This is a genomic window from Parabacteroides sp. 52 (assembly GCF_010500925.1).
Classification (GTDB): domain Bacteria; phylum Bacteroidota; class Bacteroidia; order Bacteroidales; family Tannerellaceae; genus QVMG01.
The window spans coordinates 1-23,486 of record NZ_QVMG01000004.1 but is presented as its reverse complement, the minus strand read 5'-3'; the positions used below and the strand labels follow the sequence as shown (position 1 = coordinate 23,486).

The 23,486-nt window shown below is 43.1% G+C and carries 17 protein-coding genes; 10 read left to right on the top strand and 7 right to left on the bottom strand.

The genetic code is table 11. The annotated features are described in order from the left end of the window. Window positions 1–197: 197 nt before the first annotated feature. The 9 genes from D0T51_RS04185 to D0T51_RS04145 all read left to right on the top strand — a co-directional run bounded on the left by D0T51_RS04185 (window position 198) and on the right by D0T51_RS04145 (window position 16,585). A complete protein-coding gene (locus D0T51_RS04185; protein ID WP_163725614.1) occupies window positions 198–716 on the top strand; it encodes a hypothetical protein in 519 nt (172 codons plus the stop codon). 387 nt (window positions 717–1,103) lie between these two features. Continuing rightward, a complete protein-coding gene (locus tag D0T51_RS04180) occupies window positions 1,104–2,003 on the top strand; it encodes a hypothetical protein (protein WP_163725612.1) in 900 nt (299 codons plus the stop codon). A gap of 239 nt (window positions 2,004–2,242) precedes the next feature. Next, a complete protein-coding gene (locus tag D0T51_RS04175; RefSeq protein WP_163725610.1) occupies window positions 2,243–6,361 on the top strand; it encodes a hybrid sensor histidine kinase/response regulator transcription factor in 4,119 nt (1,372 codons plus the stop codon). A 473-nt stretch (window positions 6,362–6,834) separates the two neighbouring features. Beyond that, window positions 6,835–10,017 carry a TonB-dependent receptor gene (locus tag D0T51_RS04170; RefSeq protein ID WP_239056670.1) on the top strand — a complete coding sequence of 1,061 codons (3,183 nt, stop codon included), beginning with the start codon at window positions 6,835–6,837 and terminating at the stop codon, window positions 10,015–10,017. 21 nt (window positions 10,018–10,038) lie between these two features. After that, window positions 10,039–11,781 carry a RagB/SusD family nutrient uptake outer membrane protein gene (locus D0T51_RS04165; protein WP_163725607.1) on the top strand — a complete coding sequence of 581 codons (1,743 nt, stop codon included), beginning with the start codon at window positions 10,039–10,041 and terminating at the stop codon, window positions 11,779–11,781. A 32-nt stretch (window positions 11,782–11,813) separates the two neighbouring features. Continuing rightward, window positions 11,814–12,206, top strand: a complete 393-nt coding sequence (locus D0T51_RS04160; RefSeq protein WP_163725605.1) for a hypothetical protein — start codon at window positions 11,814–11,816, stop codon at window positions 12,204–12,206. Window positions 12,207–12,224: 18 nt separating this feature from the next. Next, window positions 12,225–13,277: a DUF4466 family protein gene (locus D0T51_RS04155; protein ID WP_163725602.1), complete on the top strand. Its 1,053-nt coding sequence runs from the start codon at window positions 12,225–12,227 to the stop codon at window positions 13,275–13,277. Further along, the gene (locus D0T51_RS04150; protein ID WP_163725599.1) at window positions 13,274–16,177 is read left to right on the top strand and encodes a glycosyl hydrolase family 28-related protein; all 2,904 of its coding nucleotides are present in this window, start codon (window positions 13,274–13,276) and stop codon (window positions 16,175–16,177) included. Before D0T51_RS04155 ends, D0T51_RS04150 begins: the two co-directional genes overlap by 4 nt. A 141-nt stretch (window positions 16,178–16,318) precedes the next feature. Next, window positions 16,319–16,585, top strand: a complete 267-nt coding sequence (locus D0T51_RS04145; RefSeq protein ID WP_163725596.1) for a GNAT family N-acetyltransferase — start codon at window positions 16,319–16,321, stop codon at window positions 16,583–16,585. A 57-nt stretch (window positions 16,586–16,642) separates the two neighbouring features. On the opposite strand, the gene folK is transcribed toward D0T51_RS04145, so the two are convergent. The 7 genes from folK to miaB all read right to left on the bottom strand — a co-directional run bounded on the left by folK (window position 16,643) and on the right by miaB (window position 22,419). Further along, on the bottom strand, window positions 16,643–17,107 hold the full coding sequence (gene folK, locus D0T51_RS04140; RefSeq protein ID WP_163725593.1) for a 2-amino-4-hydroxy-6-hydroxymethyldihydropteridine diphosphokinase: 465 nt from the start codon (window positions 17,105–17,107) through the stop codon (window positions 16,643–16,645). 3 nt (window positions 17,108–17,110) lie between these two features. Then, on the bottom strand, window positions 17,111–18,163 hold the full coding sequence (gene queA / locus D0T51_RS04135; RefSeq protein ID WP_163725590.1) for a tRNA preQ1(34) S-adenosylmethionine ribosyltransferase-isomerase QueA: 1,053 nt from the start codon (window positions 18,161–18,163) through the stop codon (window positions 17,111–17,113). 14 nt (window positions 18,164–18,177) lie between these two features. Further along, window positions 18,178–18,882 carry a tRNA pseudouridine(55) synthase TruB gene (gene truB, locus D0T51_RS04130; RefSeq protein ID WP_163725587.1) on the bottom strand — a complete coding sequence of 235 codons (705 nt, stop codon included), beginning with the start codon at window positions 18,880–18,882 and terminating at the stop codon, window positions 18,178–18,180. Continuing rightward, complete coding sequence (locus D0T51_RS04125) at window positions 18,882–19,718, bottom strand: undecaprenyl-diphosphate phosphatase (RefSeq protein ID WP_163725584.1); 837 nt, start codon at window positions 19,716–19,718, stop codon at window positions 18,882–18,884. The genes truB and D0T51_RS04125 overlap by 1 nt, the downstream gene beginning before the upstream one ends. Further along, complete coding sequence (locus D0T51_RS04120) at window positions 19,715–19,957, bottom strand: DUF3098 domain-containing protein (RefSeq protein ID WP_163725581.1); 243 nt, start codon at window positions 19,955–19,957, stop codon at window positions 19,715–19,717. Before D0T51_RS04120 ends, D0T51_RS04125 begins: the two co-directional genes overlap by 4 nt. Before the next feature lie 85 nt (window positions 19,958–20,042). Continuing rightward, on the bottom strand, window positions 20,043–20,921 hold the full coding sequence (locus tag D0T51_RS04115; RefSeq protein WP_163725578.1) for an ABC transporter permease: 879 nt from the start codon (window positions 20,919–20,921) through the stop codon (window positions 20,043–20,045). 124 nt (window positions 20,922–21,045) lie between these two features. Further along, window positions 21,046–22,419 (bottom strand): tRNA (N6-isopentenyl adenosine(37)-C2)-methylthiotransferase MiaB, encoded by a 1,374-nt coding sequence (miaB, locus tag D0T51_RS04110; protein ID WP_163725576.1) that lies wholly within the window; start codon window positions 22,417–22,419, stop codon window positions 21,046–21,048. Between the two features lie 243 nt (window positions 22,420–22,662). On the opposite strand from miaB, the gene D0T51_RS04105 reads away from it, so the two are divergent. Continuing rightward, window positions 22,663–23,103 carry a hypothetical protein gene (locus tag D0T51_RS04105; RefSeq protein WP_163725573.1) on the top strand — a complete coding sequence of 147 codons (441 nt, stop codon included), beginning with the start codon at window positions 22,663–22,665 and terminating at the stop codon, window positions 23,101–23,103. Window positions 23,104–23,486 lie beyond the last annotated feature (383 nt).

Here is a 23,486-nt window from a genome sequence, read left to right as displayed (position 1 = left end):
CCCCAAATCCCCCTTATCAATTCCCCAAACAATAGAGAGAAAAGCTTCAATAAGCGAGGTATTCATCTCATAAACGGCCTTTCCCCAAGCCGTATATCCGGGAATAAACAATTTCACAAAAGCATAGTTAATTATTTGTATATTAATACATAAAATACGTATATTTGCAATTCACAAATTGCAAATACACACAAATTATGCATAAACACAACGGAATGCGCCCACAGGACATCGTGATCCTCTTGAAAATCATCACCTACCACGATACACCCTGGACATTCGCAGGCATTGCTTCTGCCCTTTCACTCAGCGCAAGTGAAGTAACAGGCGCCATGGAAAGAAATCGCATCGCCGGCCTGGTAGATGAGCACAAACGCATCGTACAAAAAACCGCCTTGCGCAACTTCCTCATACATGGATTAAGGTATGTATTCCCTCCCCAGTTGGGTTGTCCCACCCGGGGAATAGGCACGGCACATTCCGCCAACCCCATGCGTTTATATATCATGGAAGGAAAAGAGGTCTATGTATGGCCACATTACAAAGGCACAAGGCGAGGCAGTTCGGTAGTCCCTTTGTATGATAAAATCCCCCATTTCATCGAACAAGACCCTGCCCTCTATGAATTTCTGGCCCTGGTCGACACCTTACGCCTGGGCGATCCGTTGGAAGTAGAAATCGCCATCAAAGAATTGGATAAAAGATTCAATCGATGAGGACATAAACAGAGTAAAACAACAGAAATGAATTATGAAAATTAGTATTTGTAAATTACTATTAATAAACACCATTACCCTTATTTTGTCAATGATTTTGATTTATCATTCCACACCATTAGGACATGAAGGAGGAATGTTAGGTAAAAAATATGGAAATATCTTTTTTACAGTATGGATGGGGGTAAATTTGTTGTACTCTGTCTATTATGTGATAACAATAAATCATGCACCAAAAAGAATTCTATTTTTACTATTGAATTTAGTTGCTATTTTTGTTATTTATTCGATTTGTGCAATAATTCATAGCATATCCAAAGTCGGGTTATAGTGAAATATAAAAAAACATAAAAATGTCAGCAGGCGATAGTGATTTGCAAAAAGTAAATGAAGAAAATAATGAAATATTTTACATTGATTATTTTTACATTGACCATTACAACAGTTTGTAGTGGTCAGAAACGTCCAAATAGTAGTACCATGAATGAATCACGTATTGTAATTTCAGAAACAAATGATAATATCCTATATTTAGGTAATATTTGTAAATATGACTACTTAAAATATGGAACAGCTACAGAGTCAATTGGAGAAATCTTCTATCTTATGTTCAATGTCTTTAATCATTCCAAATCAACAACATCGGGGACCGGCAGTAGCTATATGATGCAAGTAAATAAAATTGATGATAATTACAGAATGCAACTTCGCATGGAGTCTTTGACGTTCTATGAGGATGGAGTAGATATGGGACATGCTGATCCTACAGGAGAATGGTACACCGACGATAAATTGAGTGAATCTATTCTGAACCACTATCTCTCACATCAAGAAATAATACCTGTGTATACGAAAAATATTGATGTTTCACAATGGAACCCGCTCTTTACGGTATACGAGAATTCCAGTAACCAAGCACATGTGTTAGAACTAACTTTAACTAAAGTGTGGCCGAATACAAGGCAGTTTGAAATTGATTGTACGCTTTTGGCTATCTCAAATGTTTTAATCAATGGTGAATTAGTTAAATATTCGATTTCTACTCATACATTTTTATTTGGACAAAGGAGAAATCAATATTTTCCAGAAAACATAGAATATTATGTAGAAGAGAAACTCAATTCAGCAAAAACATATACCAACGGAGGTAAAGATGTTGTAGAGTTAACCGTGTCAAACCATTTCGGAGAAACACGTCTTGCCAGCAAATATGATTTTGCACAAAAAGTACTTGAGTATTATTTAGAACATAAGTCTGAAATGGAAATAAACGTGGAAAACAAATAAGGCCGAACGCACAACAAGCGTGGCTGTTGCACAACTCGAAAAATAAGCACAATTGGGCCTATACAAAAACCGAATTTCATCAAAACAGCCTGATTTACAATCAACTTACTACATTCTGTTCTTTTTAACTTTTTTATTCTGTATTTTTGCAGAATATAGGATGCGCCTCAACATAGCTCAAACAAGTTTGGCTCTGCATTCGGCTTTCACTATATTTGCAAAATATCCACTATGAAGTCATGAGTAAAAACCGTTGGCTGATTATTTTCCTTTTTTGTTTGATAGGGGCATTGAACGCAAATCAACTGCCTTATCATTTTTATACCCTAAACTTAAAGGATGGTTTGTCTCAATTGACGGTCGTAAAAATATATCAGGATTCCAAAGGGTTTATGTGGTTTGCTACCCGCAACGGGTTAAACAAATACGACGGCAACTCTTTTACCCTCTATAAACATCAGACACAAGAGACCGGCAGCCTTTCTCATAACCATATCACAGACTTATTGGAAGATGGATCCGGCAACCTGTGGATCGGCACCATAAGCGGATTAAACCGGCTGGATCTAACGACCAACCGGATTACGGTATTCGATCGCGAAAAAACCAACCAGCTCATCTCTATCAAGGAGTGGATCAACAGTATTTACCTGGACCGGCAGTCGCGTTTGTGGATTGCCACCAATATCGGACTTTTCTATTTCCATACAACAACCGAAACCTTCCACGCTTTCCCCCTTGCAGACGAAAATCATCACACGATCTCACTCTATCAGGATAGCCGGGACAATATATGGGTAGGCACACAAGGGAATGGTTTGTATCTATACGACAGAGACCTGCACTTCATACATCACTACAGCCACTCAGAAGGTTCTGATGCTGTCACTGAAAATCATATCAGCGTAATCTATGAAGACTCCCGGCAACAGATATGGGTAGGGACCAAACAATCCGGATTAAATAAAATCGATCCTTTCAGCCATACCGTAAGCCATTATCATACGCAAAACAGCGGGATCGGGAATAACCATATCCGCAGTATTCTCGAATATGAAAATCAACTGATTATTGGCACATTTGACGGACTGAGCATACTGGATTATACAGGGAATACGGTCGATCGTTTCACGCATTTTGAGAGCAACCAGGGAGGGCTGGGACATTTCTCGGTATATTCCTCCTACGTGGATAATGCAAATACTTTCTGGGTGGGGACCTATGCCGGGGGAGTCAGTTTCAGTAATCCGTTGAACAGCCGGTTCCTTTTTCATGAACCGGGCAGGGCTTCGAACACCGCCTTCGGTATATTCGGGGCCATGGCCTATCAGGAGAAAGAAAAAAAACTATGGATTGCCACCGAAGGGGGTGGTCTTCTTTCCCTGGATACGGAAAAGAATACATTCCATCATTACCTCCTGGATGCACAACCGGAGAATCGAAATAACCAAAACATTCTGAAATCGCTTCTGATTGAAAACGATATCGTTTGGTGCGGCACCAATAAAGGGACAGTATACCGTTTCGATACACGCACAAAAAAGTTCTCTCTCTTTCACTCTTTTGGCAAAGACATCAGCATTTATACCATCACCCGCACGAGTGACGGAGCCTTATGGGTAGGAACAGCCGGCGCTATCGGGCTGTATCGTTTTTCTCCCGATGGCCATATCCAACACAGCTTCCCCCTCTCCGACTCCTCCCATCTGGCTTTTGGCAGCAACCGTTGTTTTTTTGAAATAGAACCCGGTGTTTACCTTTCCGGCACGCATAACGGGGGCATCACGCATTACAACAGTCACACACAAACGGTTATACGGTATAATATTCAACAAGAAGAGCCTTTCAAACTTCTTAGTGACTATATCAGTGATATCGTCCGAGATGCCAATGGGAACATATGGATTGCTACCATTGGGGGCGGTTTTTATCTCTTTGACAAAGAGCAGGGCATACGTGAATCGTATACAACAGCCGAGGGACTTCCGGATGACAATATTTATTCCATCATCTGTGGAGAGGACCAAAAGTTATGGTTGAGTACGGGAAAAGGAATCTCTTCTTTTAACCCACAAAAGAAAGAGTTTGTCAATTACACCGACCGGAACGAAATACAGGTATATGAGTTCACCATGAAAGGAGGCATCCGTTTACCCAACAACCGGATTTACTTCAGCGGAAACGAAGGTATAATCTCCTTTCTTCCCGATTATATACGGAAAAACGATTTCTTCCCACCGGTGGTACTAACGGCTCTTACAGTGAATAATCAGGATATTCAAGTCAAAGACACCTCTAATATTTTACAGACCGGTTTTATCAATAACGAAATCCGGCTGAAACATAATCAGAATAATTTTTCAATAAAATATGCCGCTTTAAATTATATTTTCCCCAACCAAAACAAATATGCCTATAAATTGGAGGGATACGATAAAGAATGGAACTATGTAGAAAATCGGAAAGAGGCCTTTTATACCAATCTCAAGCCCGGCCGGTATATCTTTCATGTCAGGGGTTCCAACAACGACGGGTTATGGAATAATACAGGGGAAAGCATCTCTATACAGATCATTCCCCCTGTATGGGCCACCTGGTATGCCTATCTCTTCTATACGCTGGTCGTTTGTGGCATCACTTTCACCCTCTATTATTATTTTCACATGAAACGGAAGCTGGAGCACGACCTGATAGAAAAACAAAAAGAACAACAAAGACAGGAAGAGTTTCATCAATCCAAGATCCGCATGTTCACAAACTTCTCGCATGAGCTGCGTACCCCTTTGATGCTTGTCATCCCCCCATTGGAAGAAATCCTGCAGCGGGTGGATCTGGCAGGACATTTAAAAAGTACGTTGCAAATGGTATTTAATAATACACAACGGCTGTTGTTATTAGTCAATCAATTGATGGATCTGCGGAAAAACGAGTCCGGCAATATGCAAATACGCGTATCACAAAACAACCTCTACCTGTTTACTCAAGAAATATTTGTTGCATTCAACCAGATCGCTGCCCAGAATCAGATTCGATTTAAGCTGGAGTCGGATACGGTACAAATGCATGCCTGGTTCGATCGCTCCCTATTGGAAAAGGTCATCTTCAACCTTTTATCCAATGCCTTTAAGCACACCTCCCAAGGAGATACAGTAACAATCTGCCTGGAACAACTGCCCCGGGAGGCAGTGTGCGAACGTTTTAGCCCGGACGACCTGACGGAGGTTAACCTTCAGTCGAACCGGTATGTATATCTCTCGGTGAAAGATACCGGCAAGGGTATACCCGATGCGGAAAAACAGTTTGTCTTCACCCCGTTTTTTCAGGGGCAGAATGAGATCAACCGGAATATGGCAGGTACAGGTATCGGACTCAGCCTCGTCTTGTCTATTATCAAATTGCATCAGGGGAAAATATGGATCGAGGATAATCAACCCAAAGGTTCGGCTTTCTGCCTGCTTCTGCCGGTGGATCGGGCGGTATATACCGAAGAGCAGATTATTGCAGCAGAACCTATTCCTGCCGATTATACGGAAACGACTCTTGCCCAGCTGCAGGATATGCCGGTACTGAAACAACGTTACCAGATCCTGCTTGCCGAAGACAATGAGGAGGTACGCACTTATGTCAAACAACGGCTGGAGCCTTATTTCGATGTATTAGAGGCGGAAAATGGCAAAATCGCTTTCGACCGAATCACCGAATCCATTCCCGATCTGGTAGTCAGTGACATCATGATGCCGGAAATGGACGGATTGCAACTCTGTTCACGGATCAAAGAAGATATGCGCACCGGACATATCCCGGTTATTATCATGACAGCCAAATCGATGGTGATGCATATAAAAGAAGGATACCAAAGCGGTGCGGACGATTATATTGTCAAGCCTTTTAATATGGAAGTACTGCTCTTTCGTATTCACAATATCCTGGCGGCACGGGAGCGACTGAGAGAGTTATATGGCAGGAAGTTTTCCCTTGAATCTCTGGGCATTGAGACCAGCTCGGCCGATGACCGCTTTATGCAACGTTTCTTTGAAGTGATCGAGCAATACCTGGATAATCCGGATCTGAACGTAGACCTGATTTGTAAAGAGATCGGCATGGGACGTGCCACTTTCTACCGCAAACTAAAAGCCCTCACCGATTTATCGCCCGTAGACCTGATCCGCAACAAACGATTGGAAATAGCAGCAAAGATGTTGGTGGAAACAACTAAAAACATTTCGGAAATATCTTTTTTGGTCGGGTTCAACTCCACGACCTACTTCTCCACCTGCTTTAAAAATATGTATGGAATTTCAGCTTCCGAATACAGCCTACAACACAAACCGGCAACGAATAACACCGAAACCACCTGAACATCACCAACTTACAATTACACAGAAATATCCAATGAGATAATTTTGAAAGGATTAGAGATGATTTTTAATCCTGCTTCTGCCTGCCTTCTCTACCTTTGCAAGGTGTGATATGGGTCTTAGTACATACTATCTTATGTGAGAGAAAGAAATGTGTGCGCAAACAATTAAATCACATGTATCGCTGTACAAGTAAAAACCCGAATGAAACCCCTAATGAAAACCCGTGTTTGATTGTTTGCGCATCACATTTCCCATACCCTAATAGAAAAAACACAATTTACAGGAAACGCACATATTCTTCCTGGTAGCATGTACGAATGAGTTAAAAACAAGTATAACTAAAAAATGATTTATGATGAAAACCTGACAGTAAACCAGAGAAAAACCTCTGCATTCTTTCCCTACCGGGCATAAGACCTGGTGAATAAAAAGTATCTAATTATCAAATTATTGTAAGACAATGTGAAATTATGAACAAAAAAGTAAACCACAAAGACATTCTGTCTATCACTTACTTAGTAAGTAAAATACCTCTGGCCAGTTGGCTTGTGATCGTGTTCTTACTGGTAGCTGTATCGCCTATTAAATCCGAGTCGGACAAAACGACTTCACAGCTTTTCTCTGTCACAGGGAAAATGGTAGCTCAGCCTCAACAAAACACACGGACCATCAAAGGTATAATAACAGACGAAACCGGCGAAACGGTTATTGGCGCCAGTATATCAGTAAAAGGTACCACCATCGGAACCATTACCGGCATTGACGGAGACTACACATTGAACGTTCCCGAAGGGGCTGTTTTGGTTGTCTCTTATATCGGTTATATCCCTCAGTCGATAAATGTAGGTAATCAATCCCATATTAACATTGTACTCAAAGAAGACACATTGGCACTCGACGAGGTGGTGGTTGTCGGATACGGTACACAGAAAAAAGTAAACCTGACCGGTGCTGTTGCCGCCGTCAAAATGGACGAGACAATTGCCAGCCGCTCAGTAAGTAATGTTTCTTCCGGGCTTTCCGGATTAATCCCCGGCTTAAACGTACAACAAAGATCCGGATTTGCCGGGTTCAGTGGGGCAGCGCTTCAGGTACGTGGACTGGGAACGGTAAACAACACCAACCCCTTGGTCGTTGTCGACGGCATGCCGGATGTAGATATCAACAGTCTGAACATGAATGACATCGAAAGTATTTCCGTATTGAAAGATGCAGCCTCTTCTGCTGTATACGGTTCTCGTGCGGCAAACGGTGTCATACTGATCACGACAAAGTCAGGAAAAGGACAGGGCAAAGCAAAGATCAATTATACAGGCTCTTACGCCTGGTCCAAAGCGGCGGACTTCTATCCGTATCTGGATGACTATGCCCGGGCCATGACGATGCAAATGCGTGCGGCAAGTTCAGGCAACAATTCCTCCGGTTTCCGCCAGGCCTCTGCCGAACAATGGATGGCACTGAGCATGGTCGATCCGATTTTATTCCCTAACACCAACCAGTTCGACGAAATGTTCCGGACAGGAGGAGCCATGAATCATACCATCTCTGCATCAGGGAGTACGGATAAAGTAAACTTCTTTGTTTCAGCCGGTATCATGGATGAAAAAGGATTGCAAATCCACAACGACTACAAACGCTATAATATGCGTATCAACCTGGATTATAAGATCCGTGACAATATCACCGTAGGAGTAAAAACAGACGGAGCCTGGGCTATTACCGACTATCCTCGGGGAAATGGATTGGAAAATGCCGGTTTGAAATATGCCGTATCCGGTATCTTAAACAAACATCCGGAAACCGGACAATACGGAGGAGCAATGGCCTATGGAGAAAATAGCTCTGCCGGTAATACACTTGCCGAATATGAATTATACAAAAGCGAAAGAGAACGGCAGGATTACAACGGCACACTCTTCGGTATCTGGGAGGTAATCAAAGGATTAAGCGTAGACGTCAGCTATGGATTGAAATACCACAATCAGTTTACAAGAAGTTATACCAATCCGACAAATACCTATAACTTCCAGACCGGACAAGTAGCACGTAAAATGCCCGATACGGATAACATAAGCAATGACATCCGCCAAGGACATAAAACGCTTTTACAAGGTAAGATAAACTTCCAACGCGAGATTCTGGAAGGGCATAACCTGGCTATCATGTTGGCTGCCACACAGGAATACTGGTCGAACAGAAGACTGCAGGGAGCCCGGCAAGACAGATTGTATCCTTCACTGACGGAATTGGATGCCGCCTCCACAGCTATTCAAACGAACATAGGTAATTCCGACACGGAAGGTCTTCGTTCGTATATTGGCCGTTTGAATTATACACTTTTCGATCGTTATTTATTAGAAGCCAACTTCCGCGTGGATGGATCTTCCCGATTCGCCAAAGGCCATCAATATGGATTCTTCCCTTCCGTTGCCGTGGGATGGCGTATATCGGAAGAAGCCTTTTTCTCCAACTTAAAAGAGGTATTCAATAATCTCAAATTCAGAGCTTCTTACGGTTCCTTAGGGAATAACTCCGGAGTTGGTCGGTACGAACAGAAAAATACATTAAAGACAACCAACTATGTAGTAGACGGCAGTTTGGTGAAAGGGTTCAGCTCGTATAAGATGATCAATGAAAACCTTTCCTGGGAATCCTCTATTGTCACCAATATCGGATTGGATTTGGGCTTCTTGAACAATCAGTTAACTGCTGAGATTGACTGGTATGACCGGTTGACAAGCGACATGATTCGTCCTTCCGACCACTCCATGTTATTGGAAGGTTATTCCGCACCGCAACGAAATATCGGTAAACTCCGCAACCGGGGTATCGAAGCCAACCTGAATTGGAGATCCAAGGTAGGTGATCTGAATTACAGCATCAACCTGAATGCGTCATACAACACCAACAAACTGGAACAATGGAACGATTATCTATCCAGAGGATGGGTCTTCTTGGATATGCCTTACCATTATGTCTATTCCTATGAAGCGTATCCCGGCTTGGCTCAATCCTGGAATGATTTTTACAATGCGCCCTACCAGACAGGAGCGTATGCAGCACCGGGTGATGTGATGTTGAAAGACCTGAACGGAGACGGACAGATTACCGATCTCGACCGGAAAGCATTTGAAAACAGATACCGGGACGATCCTACCATTCAATACGGATTTACACTGGCTATGCAATATAAAGGCTTTGACCTTTCTGCCCTTATTCAGGGTAGTTTCGGTAAATGGGACTTCTGGGCAGATGATTTCAATACGGTAAACCTACCTGCCGACCGTTTTGCCTTCCAGGAATTCCACTGGACAGACACCTGGAGCCTCGATAATAGACAGGCATCCATGCCCCGTCTTACCACGGGAAACAGAGGCAGTTGGAACACTACTGAATCGACTTATTGGTTACAGAACACCAGTTATCTGCGTCTCAAGAATCTCCAATTGGGATATGCAATCCCTACTTCTCTACTGAAAAAGATCACATTGGAGCGGGCACGTATATTTGTCTCTGCTGAAAATGTGTTCACTGTGACGAACTGGAAAGGGGTGGATCCTGAAAAACCCAAATACGACTGGAGAAACGGTACGAACTTTGACGTATATCCTGTTGTGAAAACAGTTTCTGTGGGTCTAAACGTTGAATTTTGATAACTAATAAAGATTGTAAAGATGAAACAATTAAAATATATCTTGTTGATCGGGATGGTAAGTATACTTTCTTCTTGCGTATCCGATTTATTGGACAGACAGCCGACTACTGAGGTTTCTTCGGATGTCTATTGGAACAGTCCCGAGGATGCTTTGAGTGCAACCTATGGCGTATACGATGCAACACGTACACTTTTCAGACGTGATTACTATTTTGACGGACATGGAGAATTTCACTGGACACGCGGAACAAGCGGTGGAGGAGGTTCTTTCAGTGCATCCGGCGGATCTACATCTGGTTTTGATCAAATGTGGAAAAACTGTTATCAGGTAATCAACAGAGCGAACTTTACCATCGAGAACATCGAAAAAATGATCGAGTCGACCAGTGGCAAACAGAAAGAGGAGTTGCAGGCGCAAAATGGAGAAAACTATTTCCTGCGCTCGCTGGCTTATTTCCGCTTGATTCAATTATGGGGAGATGTACCTTATTACCGACATGTACTAAAAGGACATGACGAAGCCATTTCTTTGTCACGTACCCCTATTGCAGATATCAAAAAAGACATCATTGAGGATCTTACCTATGCCATCTCTGTATTGCCTTCAGGTGCTTACAAAGGACGGGCAACCCAAGCGGCCGCTTATGGCTTCAGAGCCAAAGTGGAATTATTCTGGGCTTCCTGGAAAAAGAACGGATGGCCTGAACTGGATGGATTCACCCAGGATCAGAGCGAAGCACAAAATTCTTTCCGCAAAGCGGCAGACGATTTTGCCAAAGTAATCAACGACTATGGATTGAAGCTATTCAGTGAAGGAAATCCGGGTACTTACGAAGATCCTTCTTACTGGCATTTGTTCCAACACTATAATGAGTATAGTTCGGAAATCATATTTTCTGTACAACATGCCGGCCCGAGTCTAGGGCAAGGAGAAGAAATGCAACGTGACTTCGGCACCCGTAGTACCGGAAATGCACAATGCTGGTTGATGCCTACCATCCGCCTGGTTGACAGATACCAATCATTGACAACGGGTGATTTTGTCGATCCTTTGGTACTAAGCACCGATCCTACTTTAAAGAATGGTTCTATCAACCGGGAGACATATGAGAACCGAGATTGGCGAATGAAAGCAACCCTTTTATGGGATGGTGAAGAAATGGTTACATTAAGCACAAGTGGGTTGGAAGTAACCGGTAAATTGCCTTTCAAATACGGTCAGAAAGACGGGGTGAATTATATCAACTACGATGTAGGTACCGGTTCCGGTTACATCTACCGCAAATGGGTGCGCAATACAGGCATCACCGGACGCAGTGACGGTCCTCAGGACTTCTATCTGATGCGTTTAGCCGATGTATATCTGATGTACAGTGAAGCAGTGAATGAGTTGGAAGGTCCTACGGCAGAAACAATCGGACTGATCAATAAAATCCGCCACAGAGGGAATCTGCCTGAGTTGACTGCAGAAATGTATGCCAACAAAGAAGCATTCTTCAAAGCGATCGAACAAGAACGTATTGTGGAGTTAATCTCAGAAGGACAACGCCCGTTTGATATCCGTCGTTGGAGAAAGGTAGAAGATATCTGGGGAGCTCCCAATGGAGATGGCTGGACATTATATAATACACATAATGTGAGAGTGCATGACCAGTTTAAAAACGCGAATGAACTTAATTATCAACGTTATTATATTTATAAAATACCACAGACTGAAAGAGATCGCAACCCGAATCTGACACAGAACAGACCGTGGTTATAATCTGAATTACAAACGATTAAAATAGACTAAAGATGAAGAATATTATTATATCAATAACATTGATCTTACTATGTGGTCTCTCTCTCCTTTCTTGTGGAGATTCTCCGATAGATGACAACGGTTTATTGATCACAGACCGCGAACTCTGCGATATCACCCGCTTCGAACTATTGGGTCCCGACAACCAGACCGTATTAGTCAGTCACTCAATAGATACTGAGAAAGCAACGGTAACCGCCGTAGCAAAATTCGGTACCAATATCAAACACGTGAAACCGTATTGCAGTGTGGATCTGGATGCTATCGTAACACCGAATATGGGTGAATGGGTAGACTTTTCACAACCTCGTCAATACACGGTTATCTCGGGAAACAGAGAAGTAAAGAAAACCTATACGATTACAGTAACGGTTCAGGGTCAATAACTTTAAAAAAGTAGAATCATGAAATTATTTCAATATCTAATAATCTTATTCGTTTTTTGTGGTTTCGTATCTTGTAGCGATGATGATGATTCCTCCTTAAAAAACGACTTGATCAAAAAAACAACAGCTCCGGCTATTGTGGGTGAGAAAATAGAATTTGCTTATGCTATGGGAGCACAGACCGGCAAATTGCAAACGGCAGAGGCAAGAGCTTCTATCGCCGGAGCACAAGGTACCGGCTTTGAATTGTTTTCTTATTATACCACCCGTACGACAATCCAGATTGATGGTGTAAACTATACCGCCGGCAATGAGGTACCCGTACGTTCGGTGCGTGAGACCAATACAAGCGGTGCCATCTCATCGGCAACGATGGAAGATCAAATTGATGAAATCTATATCAATCCGACAGTAGCACATGGGAAAAACAAGGTGGATCTGATCGCAGCAACCGTACGTTATGCCTATGTAGTTCCGGAAGAGGCACGGGGAAAAAACATCTCTTTCTCTTTTTCTTCTAAATCGACAACGGGAGAAACGGCTTCTTATTCCACACCGGAATATCCTGTCTCTAAAATGGACATGAAACGTTTGATTGTAATGACTTCCGGAGATGTTTGTTATTTCTCCATCGCCAATATGGCAGCCTATACCAAAGAGCAGGTAGAAAGTCTGAATCTGTCTGACAAAATCGATTTTGTCTATATTCATAAGGATAAGTTAGGCGATTTCAACTACGGGCATTCGTTCGTTTCTCTGGGAACCGACTCCAAATACATTGCGACTCCTGAGGTGATTCCTTCCAACTGGGCAAAAACAAAAACTCCGATGGAAGCCCGCCGAGACAATGTAAGAGATGCTCAGTTGAAAGGAAGTATGCCGGCTGTATACCTGGATGACATCGACTTTCAAACACTCAACCTGAATGAAGCCGTAGATTACACCCTGGGATTGAACACCGACGGAGGTGCTTTCATGAAAACGGCTGACGGTAAATATGCAGCATATATCTATGTAAATAAAATAGCTGCCGGTACAATGACAGTAAGTATCAAACGTTACCCCTTATGAGAAAATATAGTATCCTTTGCTTCCTTTTCTGCCTATTGGGCAATTTGTACGGGAAAAGTGTTTTACCGGAACATGCTTCCATCTATAAAGATCGCATGGAAGATGAACTGGCTGTATACTTTACACCGGAACACTTTGACATCAAGGCTGACGGGAGTGTCGATGTTTCCGATGCTTTGCAACAGGCAATCAACAAAGTACAGGAAAACATGCGGTATGGAGTGGTATTTATTCCGGAAGGGACCTACCGGATAAGTAAAACCATTCACCTCTGGAAAGGCATACGTTTGATCGGATATGGGCAAAACAGACCGACCATACTGTTAGGGAAAAACACACCCGGATTTCAGGAAGGCGAAAAGAAGTATATGTTTCATTTTACTTCCGACCGTCCCCGGGGAGAACGTCCGATACAAGATGCCAATGCCGGTACTTTTTATTCCGGTATCCGCAATATAAATATCAAGATAGCAGAAGGTAATCCTTCTGCTATCGGTATTCGTTTTCATGCGGCACAGCACTGTTTCCTTTCTCATATGGACTTCCATTTAAGCCCCGGCACTATCGGGGTGGAAGATATATGCAACGAGATCGAATATTGTCGCTTCTTCGGAGGGGATTATGCGATTAAAACCATCAAAACAGCCCCGGGCTGGCAATCGTTAGTGATCGACTCGTATTTTGAAAAACAACAGAAAGCGGCCATCCTGACAGAAGAAGCCGGATTAATGATTATCCGCAATCACTTCAAACAGGTTCCTACCGCAGTACGGACAAAAGACGATCGTTCCGAAGAACTATGGATATCCGATTCCCGCTTTGAGCAGATCAGTGGCCCAGCCATTGTTGTCAATAATGAAAACAACAGCCGGACACAGATCAACCTGGAGAATATCGTCTGCACAAAAGTACCGGACTTTCTTCTTTTCAATGGTTCCGGAAAACAGATTAAAGCCAAAGGCAGCCATTATCTGGTAAAAGAGTTCACACATGGGCTGCATATAAAAGAAACAGAAGGAAATGCTCATATGGGTACTTCGCAGGAGATTGTTTCCTTAAGCAAACTCCCCCCTCTGGTAGAAAGTGATGTGTTTCTGCTTCCTGAAAACAAAACATGGGTCAACCTGAAATCCTTGGGAGCCAAAGGAGATGGATATACCGATGATACCGATGTCATTGAGAAAGCGATCGCCGACCATCAGACCCTTTATCTGCCTTCCGGACATTACCGAGTGACACGACCGATTGTATTGAAGAAGCATACCAACCTGGTAGGTTTACATCCTTCGGCTACCGTCATTTTACTGCGAGACAGCACACCGGCTTATCAGGGCATAGGAAGTCCACTTCCTCTACTGGAGGCCCCTCAGGGAGGGACAAATATTGTATCCGGCATAGGCTTGAATACATCGGGTATCAATCCACGTGCCGTAGCAGCCAAATGGATGGCCGGGGAAAGATCCATGATGAATGATGTACGTTTCAGTGGAGGACACGGCACCTACGCCCTGAACGGCCGCGATGTGCGTGTATACAATGATAACCGGACAGCCGACGGCATTCCTTACCGCAAATGGGACACACAGTATTGGAGTTTGTGGATCACCGACGGAGGTGGCGGTACATTCAAAGATATATGGACCCCCAGTCCCTATGCTGCAGCAGGTATGTTCATTTCAAACACATCTGCATCCGGACGTATCTATTTCATCTCCATCGAGCACCATGTACGCAACGAAGTGATTATCGACAATGTTTCCAATTGGAAAATGTTCGGTCTGCAGCTGGAAACAGAAAGCGGGGAAGGGCCCTATTGTCTACCTGTCGATATAAGAAACTCGAAGGATATCCTGTTTGTCAACACCTTCCTTTACCGGGTCAGCCGGGTCACAACTCCTGTTCCGTATGCTATACGGACAGAAGACTCACAAAGGCTCACCTTTAAAGGGGTACATACACACAGTTGGACAAAGTTCCCTTTCGACAATTCAGTCTATGATGCAACACACGATATACAGATTCGCCCCCGCGAAGCGGCCTTGATTTATATCTCAGGCAATGCGCCTGCAAAGGTTGATACACAGGCTTCGAAAGTACTGCTTGCGGGTTCCCAAATAGAAAAATTGGCCGGAGATTTCTTTGATATCGATGGTATGACCACAGACAGTAAAGGGAACATCTATTTTGTCGATGCACATTGGCAACGTATCTATTGCTGGACGGTAGAAGATGAACTGAAATTAATCAGTGACCTGCCTATCTATCCGCAGTCGTTGGCCTGCGATGAAAAAGATAATCTGATTGTTGTCACACGTTATATGTTACACCCCAGTATCTTCTCACGCGGAGAGGTGCATGTGTTCACTTTCGATCCGAAAGATCCTGCCGGCACATTACAACCCCTGGAGGAGGTTCCTTATACATCTCAGGATGTTGAGCGTTTCCTCTTTCAGACAGCTAAATACCGTTCCGAACACAGGATACCTACCGCCATTAGTCATCCGGTTAAAACCGGATATAGGACGGCCAACAAAAAGGAAATCTTACCAAACGCAGCCGACTTGGGACAAACATTTAATCTCAAGCCAGGCAAAGCCGGAGAAACCTTCTTTATCAGTAGCTATGGGGAAAACCAAACCTATCGTTGCGAAATAGACAAGAACGGTCAATGGATAAATCCGCGTTTATTCGCTGAGACAGGGGAAAACGATGTGGCTGTCGACAACAAAGGAAATGTGTATATTCCTGCAGGAGAGATTGCTGTTTACGATACTGACGGGAACTTCCTGGAAAACATAAATGTACCTGAACGTCCTTCCAGCATAGTTTTCGGAGGGAAAGATAAAAAGACACTCTATATAGGTGCACGTACATCTTTATATAGGGTCAGAATAGATTAATTTAGTTATTCACATGGAGTGAAAGGGCTGTCCTATATAGATAGGATGGCCCTTTTGTTGTTAGAGAAAAAAACAGAAAACAAATAGGTAAGTAAAGATGTTCTCATTCAAAAGAAAACGATCCTATAAAATAAATGACATATGAACTATGCTATTATTCACCATCCGGAGAAAGAACGATTTGAGACTACAGTAGATGGCTTTACCGGAATTGTCACCTACAAAGTAATTAACGGAATATTGGTCATAACACATACCCTTGTTCCTTCCCCCATTGAAGGCCAGGGAGTGGCTGCCGCTTTGGTAAAGAATGCATTCGATTATGCCCGGGAAAAGGGTTTGAGTTGTATGGCGAGCTGTTCTTATGCCAATGCGTGGTTACACAGACATCCCACATACCGAGAATAAACAAATGCGCTTCATGCACTTATAAAGAAACAGGAATAAAGAAAAAAGGACAACTGTTTATTCGGATAATATGGACCGCAATTGTATCATCGGCTTATGCAACAGGGGATGAACGACATCCGGGGCTATTTCGGCAAGAGGCTCCATGACAAATGTCCGTTTGTGCATCAGGGGATGGGGAAGAGTAAGACGATCGGTTTGCAGGATAAGGTCGTCATAAAGTAAAATGTCTATATCGATAATGCGATCCTGATAGGATCCATCACTTTTGTTGATACGCCCCATCTCTGTCTCGATCAGGCGGGTGACATCAAGCAATTCCATAGGCGAAAGAGCGGTCTCCAGGATAAGAGCCGCATTGAAAAATGTATGCTGAGATTCAAACCCCCAGGGTTCTGTTTCATAGATAGTAGAAAGGGCGAGCATATCCCCCACCCTTTCTTTTAACAAAGCGGTAGCCGTTAACAGGTTTCCGCGTTTATCTCCTAAGTTTGTCCCTATACTCAGATAAGCCTTAGCCATATATCAATCGATAATCAACATCGCATCGCCATAAGCACCAAAGCGATATTTCTCTTTTACAGCTACCTTGTAAGCATCCATAATCATATCGTATCCGCCAAAGGAGGCTGTCAACATCAATAAAGTCGATAAAGGCAGATGAAAATTGGTTACCAAAGAATTGGCTACACTGAAATCATAAGGAGGAAAGATAAACTTATTCGTCCATCCTTCAAACTCTTTCAAGTGACCGTCTGTACTGACAGCCGTCTCCACCGCACGCATCACAGAAGTGCCCACCGCACAGACACGACGCCCACCATCAATGCCCGCATTCACAGTCTTCACTACCTCTGCACTGATATTCATCTGTTCCGAGTCCATCTTATGTTTGGTCAGGTCTTCCACATCGATATCACGGAAGTTACCCAAACCGGAATGCACCGTCAGGAAAGCAAAATGACAATCTTTTATCTCCAACCGTTTCAATAGCTCACGGCTGAAATGCAAACCGGCTGCCGGAGCCACCACAGCCCCTTCTTCCGTAGCGAAGATATTCTGATAACGCTCTTCATCTTCCGGTTCTACCGGGCGGTCGATATATTTGGGAAGAGGTGTCTCTCCCAAGGCATACAACGATTGCTTAAACTCATCATGGTTGCCATCATACAAAAAACGAAGGGTACGTCCCCGGGAAGTGGTATTATCGATTACTTCAGCAACCATGGAATCATCCTCTCCAAAATACAATTTGTTACCGATACGAATCTTCCGGGCCGGATCAACCAATACATCCCACAGACGCAAGTCTTCATTTAATTCACGCAACAAAAAGACTTCAATACGTGCCCCTGTTTTTTCTTTATTTCCATAAAGACGGGCAGGAAAAACTTTCGTGTTATTAAAAATGAAAACATCTTCTTCTCCGAAATACTCCAGTATATCCTTAAATACCCGGTGCTCGATTTCCCCCGTCTTACGATGGATAATCATCATACGAGACTCATCCCGGTTCTTCGCCGGATGCGTAGCAATAAGTTCCGACGGCAGGTCAAATTTGAATTTTGAAAGCTTCATACTTCTATTTATTTTTATTCTTCTATTTTTTCACTTACGTTCTCTTCCAGAAAAAGATCAATATCTTCCGCAGACATACACATATCCAAGGTTACATCTCCTATCCGGGTACGCTCCAAGGCGATCAGATGGGCACCGGATTCCAGTGCGACCCCTATATCCCGGGCCAATGCACGGATATAAGTGCCTTTACTACAGACCACCCGTATTTTTATCACAGGCAAATCGCAGGTCAACAACTCTATTTCATCAATAACCAATGTTTTGGATTTAAGTTCTACCGCTTCCCCTTTGCGTGCCATCTCATAGGCCCTCTTTCCATCTACTTTGCAAGCAGAAAAGACAGGGGGCACCTGTTGGATCGTTCCCACAAAGGTACGCAGTACCTCTTCGACGCGTTCACGGGTGATATGTTCGGTCGGATATACTCCATCCACTTCTTTCTCCAGATCAAAAGAGGGAGTCGTTTCTCCCAATTTAACAGTGGCTATATATTCTTTTACCTGGTATTGAAATTCATCGATCCGTTTGGTCGCTTTCCCGGTACATACGATCATCACTCCCGTAGCCAGCGGATCCAATGTTCCGGCATGACCTACTTTTATCTTTTTCACCTTTAGCTTCCGTGACAACTTATAACGGAACTTATTCACCAAATCAAACGAGGTCCATTGGTAAGGTTTATTGAAATAAAGTATCTCTCCTTGTATAAAATCCATTAAATAATCTGCAAATTATGTCCGGTTAACATCAATGCCAATATACCGCCACCGATGATGATGCGGTAATAACCGAATGCTTTAAAACCATATTTAGTAATATATCCGATGAAGAACTTTATGGCCATCAGAGCCACAATAAACGCGACAACATTGCCTAATACCAAGGCTGTCATATTAGCCTGCAGCACATCACTTCCTCCGGGTTCCAGGAAAAGCTTTAACAGCTTATACCCTGTCGCACCCAACATGGTCGGTACGGCTAGGAAAAAAGAGAACTCTGCAGCTTCCTTCCGGGTAAGCCCCTGTGTCATACCGCCTACAATCGTTGCCATCGAACGGGATACCCCCGGTATCATAGCAATACACTGAAAGAGACCGATACGAAAAGCTTTCTTCTCCGTTATTTTCTGATCTTCCTGGGGGGTATTAAATATCTTATCGACAAAAAGCATGAAGATGCCTCCAAGAATCAACATAGAGGCTACCACCCAGACATTCTCCAACAAAGTGTCAATGAAATCGTTCAATAAAAAACCGATTACCGCTGCCGGCATAAAAGCGACAAGCAATTTCCAGTAAAAATCATATGCATGCAAAAAACTTCGTAGGTCGGTTACCTTGCCCGGATTCAAACGAAAAAAACGCTTCCAATAAAGACAAACGACCGAAAGGATAGCCCCCAATTGTATGGCTACAGTAAAAGCCTTGACAAAATCCGTACTCTCCACCCCCAATAAGTGTTGGGTAATAATCATATGTCCGGTGGATGAAACGGGTAAAAATTCGGTCAGTCCTTCTACAATGGCAATGATGATAACTTCCAGTATACTCATTCTTCCACTTCTTCGTTTTTGCTATTCTTCAGGATACCGACAACCATCAGGATAAAACCGACAATCGTTACTACAGGTGCTACAATGATACGGCGTGCCCCAAAGATCTCCGGATTGAAAGTCACCCCGTCTTCAGAACCTCCTCCACTCATCAATACAAATCCAATCACAATAACCGCAATTGCTATCGCGATCAGAATAAAGTTTTCTTTCCCAAATGCAAAGTCCTTTTTAGCCATTTATTTCATTCTAAATTAGTAATTGTAATTCCTAAACATATTGCCACACAAACCTATGCTCCGGTTTGCCCCTGACAATCACCTATCAAACATAATACATTTCATCTCCGTCCATACGCAGGTAACGGTTTACGGCAAATAATGTCGCAAACACAGACAGGAGAATTCCCAAAGCCAAGAGGGCTACATAAACGAAAACGAGTGTATGCAAATCCAGGATCTGAATAAAACCCTGAAGCTCTGTCTGTAAATAATATAACGATGCGGTCAACAACAATATTGCTAACACCGCCGCAAAAAAGCCACTGATCATATTGTACCGGATAAAAGGACGCCGGATAAAACCGGGAGTAGCCCCAACCAGCTTCATCGTATGAATAAGAAATCGTTTGGAGTAAATCAGTAAACGAATCGTATTACCGATTAAAACAAAAGAGATGACCATCAATACGGCAGCCAGAGCCAATAGAAAAAGACCGACACGGGTTATATTGGTATGCACCATCTCCATCATATCTTTGCGATACAATACGTCGGAAACTGTCGCATAAGACTTGATCTGCTTTTCTATCATAGGCAAACTATCCGGATTCGCATAGTGCGAATGAAGCTTGACCTCTATGGATGCCTGCAGCGGATTGAAACCAAGGAAGGTCTCCGGATTCTCTCCCAACTCCTCCTCCAATTCCCGGGCTGCCTGATCTTTTGAAATATATTCTGTGGATTTGATAAAAGGCATGGCATTCAAGCGTTTCTGCATCTGTTTGATATCTCCCTCTTTGGGGTTGTCTTTCAATACGATAGAAAAGGAGATGTTCTCTTTCACATATACGGATAATTTATTCCCTAATAAACCTATCAGGAGAATCATTCCCAGCAGAAAAAGCACCAGGGCAATACTAATGATGGAGGTAAGACGCGAATTAAAAAAAGAGACAGAGCTAACCTTTTTACTTTCAGCCATTAAACACTATTCATTTAAAGTTAGAAAAATCAGAGAGTTATGCACAACACATAACTCTCCCAATTTCCATGCAAAAGAACGAATAATTTGTGGAACGCTCTATGTTTTTAAAATTCTTTAACCATTAGTCGTTTACAGGTTCTCCGAACAATGTTGCAGAAGAGGCATGCGTGATCTTTACCGAAAGAGTGTCTCCCACACGGTAATTCTTTTTATCAAAAATAACCACTTTATTTTGTCCTGTACGTCCGAACAATTGCTCGCGTGAACGTTTGGAGAAACCTTCAATCAATACATCAAACGTCTTGCCGATATCCCGCTGATTGCTTTCATTAGACAACTGGTTTTGCAGGTCGATCATCCCCTGCAGGCGGCGTATCTTTTCTTCTTCGGGCACGTCGTCCGCCATATGTTTGGACGCATAAGTCCCCGGACGTTCCGAATATTTAAACATAAAAGCACTGTCATAACCGACTTCCCGCATCAGGGATAAAGTCTCCTGATAATCCTCTTCCGTCTCCGAATGGAAACCACAGAAAAGATCCGTTGAAACCGCACATTCCGGTACTATCCGGCGGATAGCTGCGATCCTATCCAAATACCATTCCCGGGTATACTTCCGGTTCATTACCTCCAGGACACGACTACTGCCCGATTGCGCCGGCAGATGAATATGCTTGCAGATATTTGCATAAGAAGCAATCACATGTAAGGTATCATCGCTCATATCTTTCGGATGGGAAGTCGTGAAACGAATACGCATAGCCGGAGCCTCCAGAGCCACTCTTTCCAAGAGTTTAGGGAAGGTAATCTCCTCATCCCCCGCATGAAAGATGTATGAATTCACATTCTGCCCCAGAAGTGTCACTTCTTTAAAGCCTTTATCACGCATATCCCGCACCTCATTCAGGATACTCTCCAGATCACGGCTACGCTCCCGCCCCCGGGTATAAGGCACAATACAATACGTGCAAAAATTATTACATCCACGCATAATAGAAATAAATCCGGAAAGATTGACCCCGCTCAATTTCAAAGGAATCACATCCTTATACGTTTCCTGCGTCGACAACTCCACATTGATGGCTTTCTCCCCATGCTCCACCGCACCGATCAGATTCGGCAGGTCCAGGTAAGCATCCGGGCCAACGACCAAGTCTACCTGATGGTCACGTATCAGTTCCTCTTTCACCCGCTCTGCCATGCAACCTAATACGCCGACGATCAACGATTTTCTTTTGCGTTTCAACGAATGGAAATACTGAAGTCGACCCAACACCTTCTGCTCCGCATTGTCGCGCACCGAACAGGTATTCACGAGTATGGCATCCGCCTCTTCTATTTTTTCGGTTACTGTATACCCATCCATCTGCATAATGGAGGCAACTACCTCACTATCTGCCACATTCATCTGGCAGCCGTACGTTTCAATGTACAATAATTTCTCCCGATCATGGGCTACTGATTTTAAGTCAGCGCCTTTTTCTTCTTCTCTCATTTATTCATTTATTAATAAAGCATAATTTAACACTTTTATCAAAAAAAAGCAAGTAAATACTTGCATTATTTGAAACTGCATTTTATATTTGCAGTGAAAAACGTAAATTTTTTCATAGTTAAGGTTTTGGTTAAATCAAATAAGGGTGGCTGTGAAGTTACCCTTATTTACTTTATATAGGACTCTTAATCTTGCTTTTCTCAAGAAAATACGTACTTTTGGACTACAAAAATAATCAAAGTTATGGATAACGCAGGGGATTGGCTCTATATTGTTTTTCTGGTGATTGCCGGAATCAGTGGTATATATAACTCTATCAAGAAAAAAACACAAGAGCAAGAGCAAAAGAATCAACCACCGATTACCCCACCCATAGTCAGTAGAGAAACCGCTTCCGACAGGGATTTTTGGGATATAATCCCTTACGAACCGGAGGAAAAAGCATTTGTCAAACCGGCAAAAAAACAAAAACCCACCAAACAACAGAAAACCCCTACTCCTTTCCTTACGAGCGAAAGTGAAATCGAACGGGCTATCCGCCTGCAAGGTTCTTCGGGCATTTTCAATAAAAAAGAAACCGACCAACCAGTACCTCCCCTGGTATCCGCCGATGACTTTCATGATCCGGATGCATTAAAGAAAGCCCTCATCTATTCCGAAATCCTGCATCGCAAATACGAATAAGCACAAATCACCCCGAAAAAAGATGTCACCAATGAACCCCGGAGGGGTTTCATGTGAATAACCGTGGGATACATCCCACGGCCGCAATACAGGATCATCCCGGAAAGTTGTGGACTTGAAGGGGGATTTAATATAAGTAGTCAAAGTAGCAAGTAGTTAAAGTAGTCAAGTAGAATGGGTAATGTGTTTATATTATACTACTTAACTACTATGGAGCAAAGCGACAGATAACTACTCTGACTACTTTGACTACTTTCAAACATCACCTCATATGAAGCGATCCACAACTTTTCGGGGTGATCCGCAATACATCCCCTTACACCAACCAGCACTATCCTGGCTCCTCTTCTTGGATAAGAAGAGGGGGACCACTGCTTGCAGTG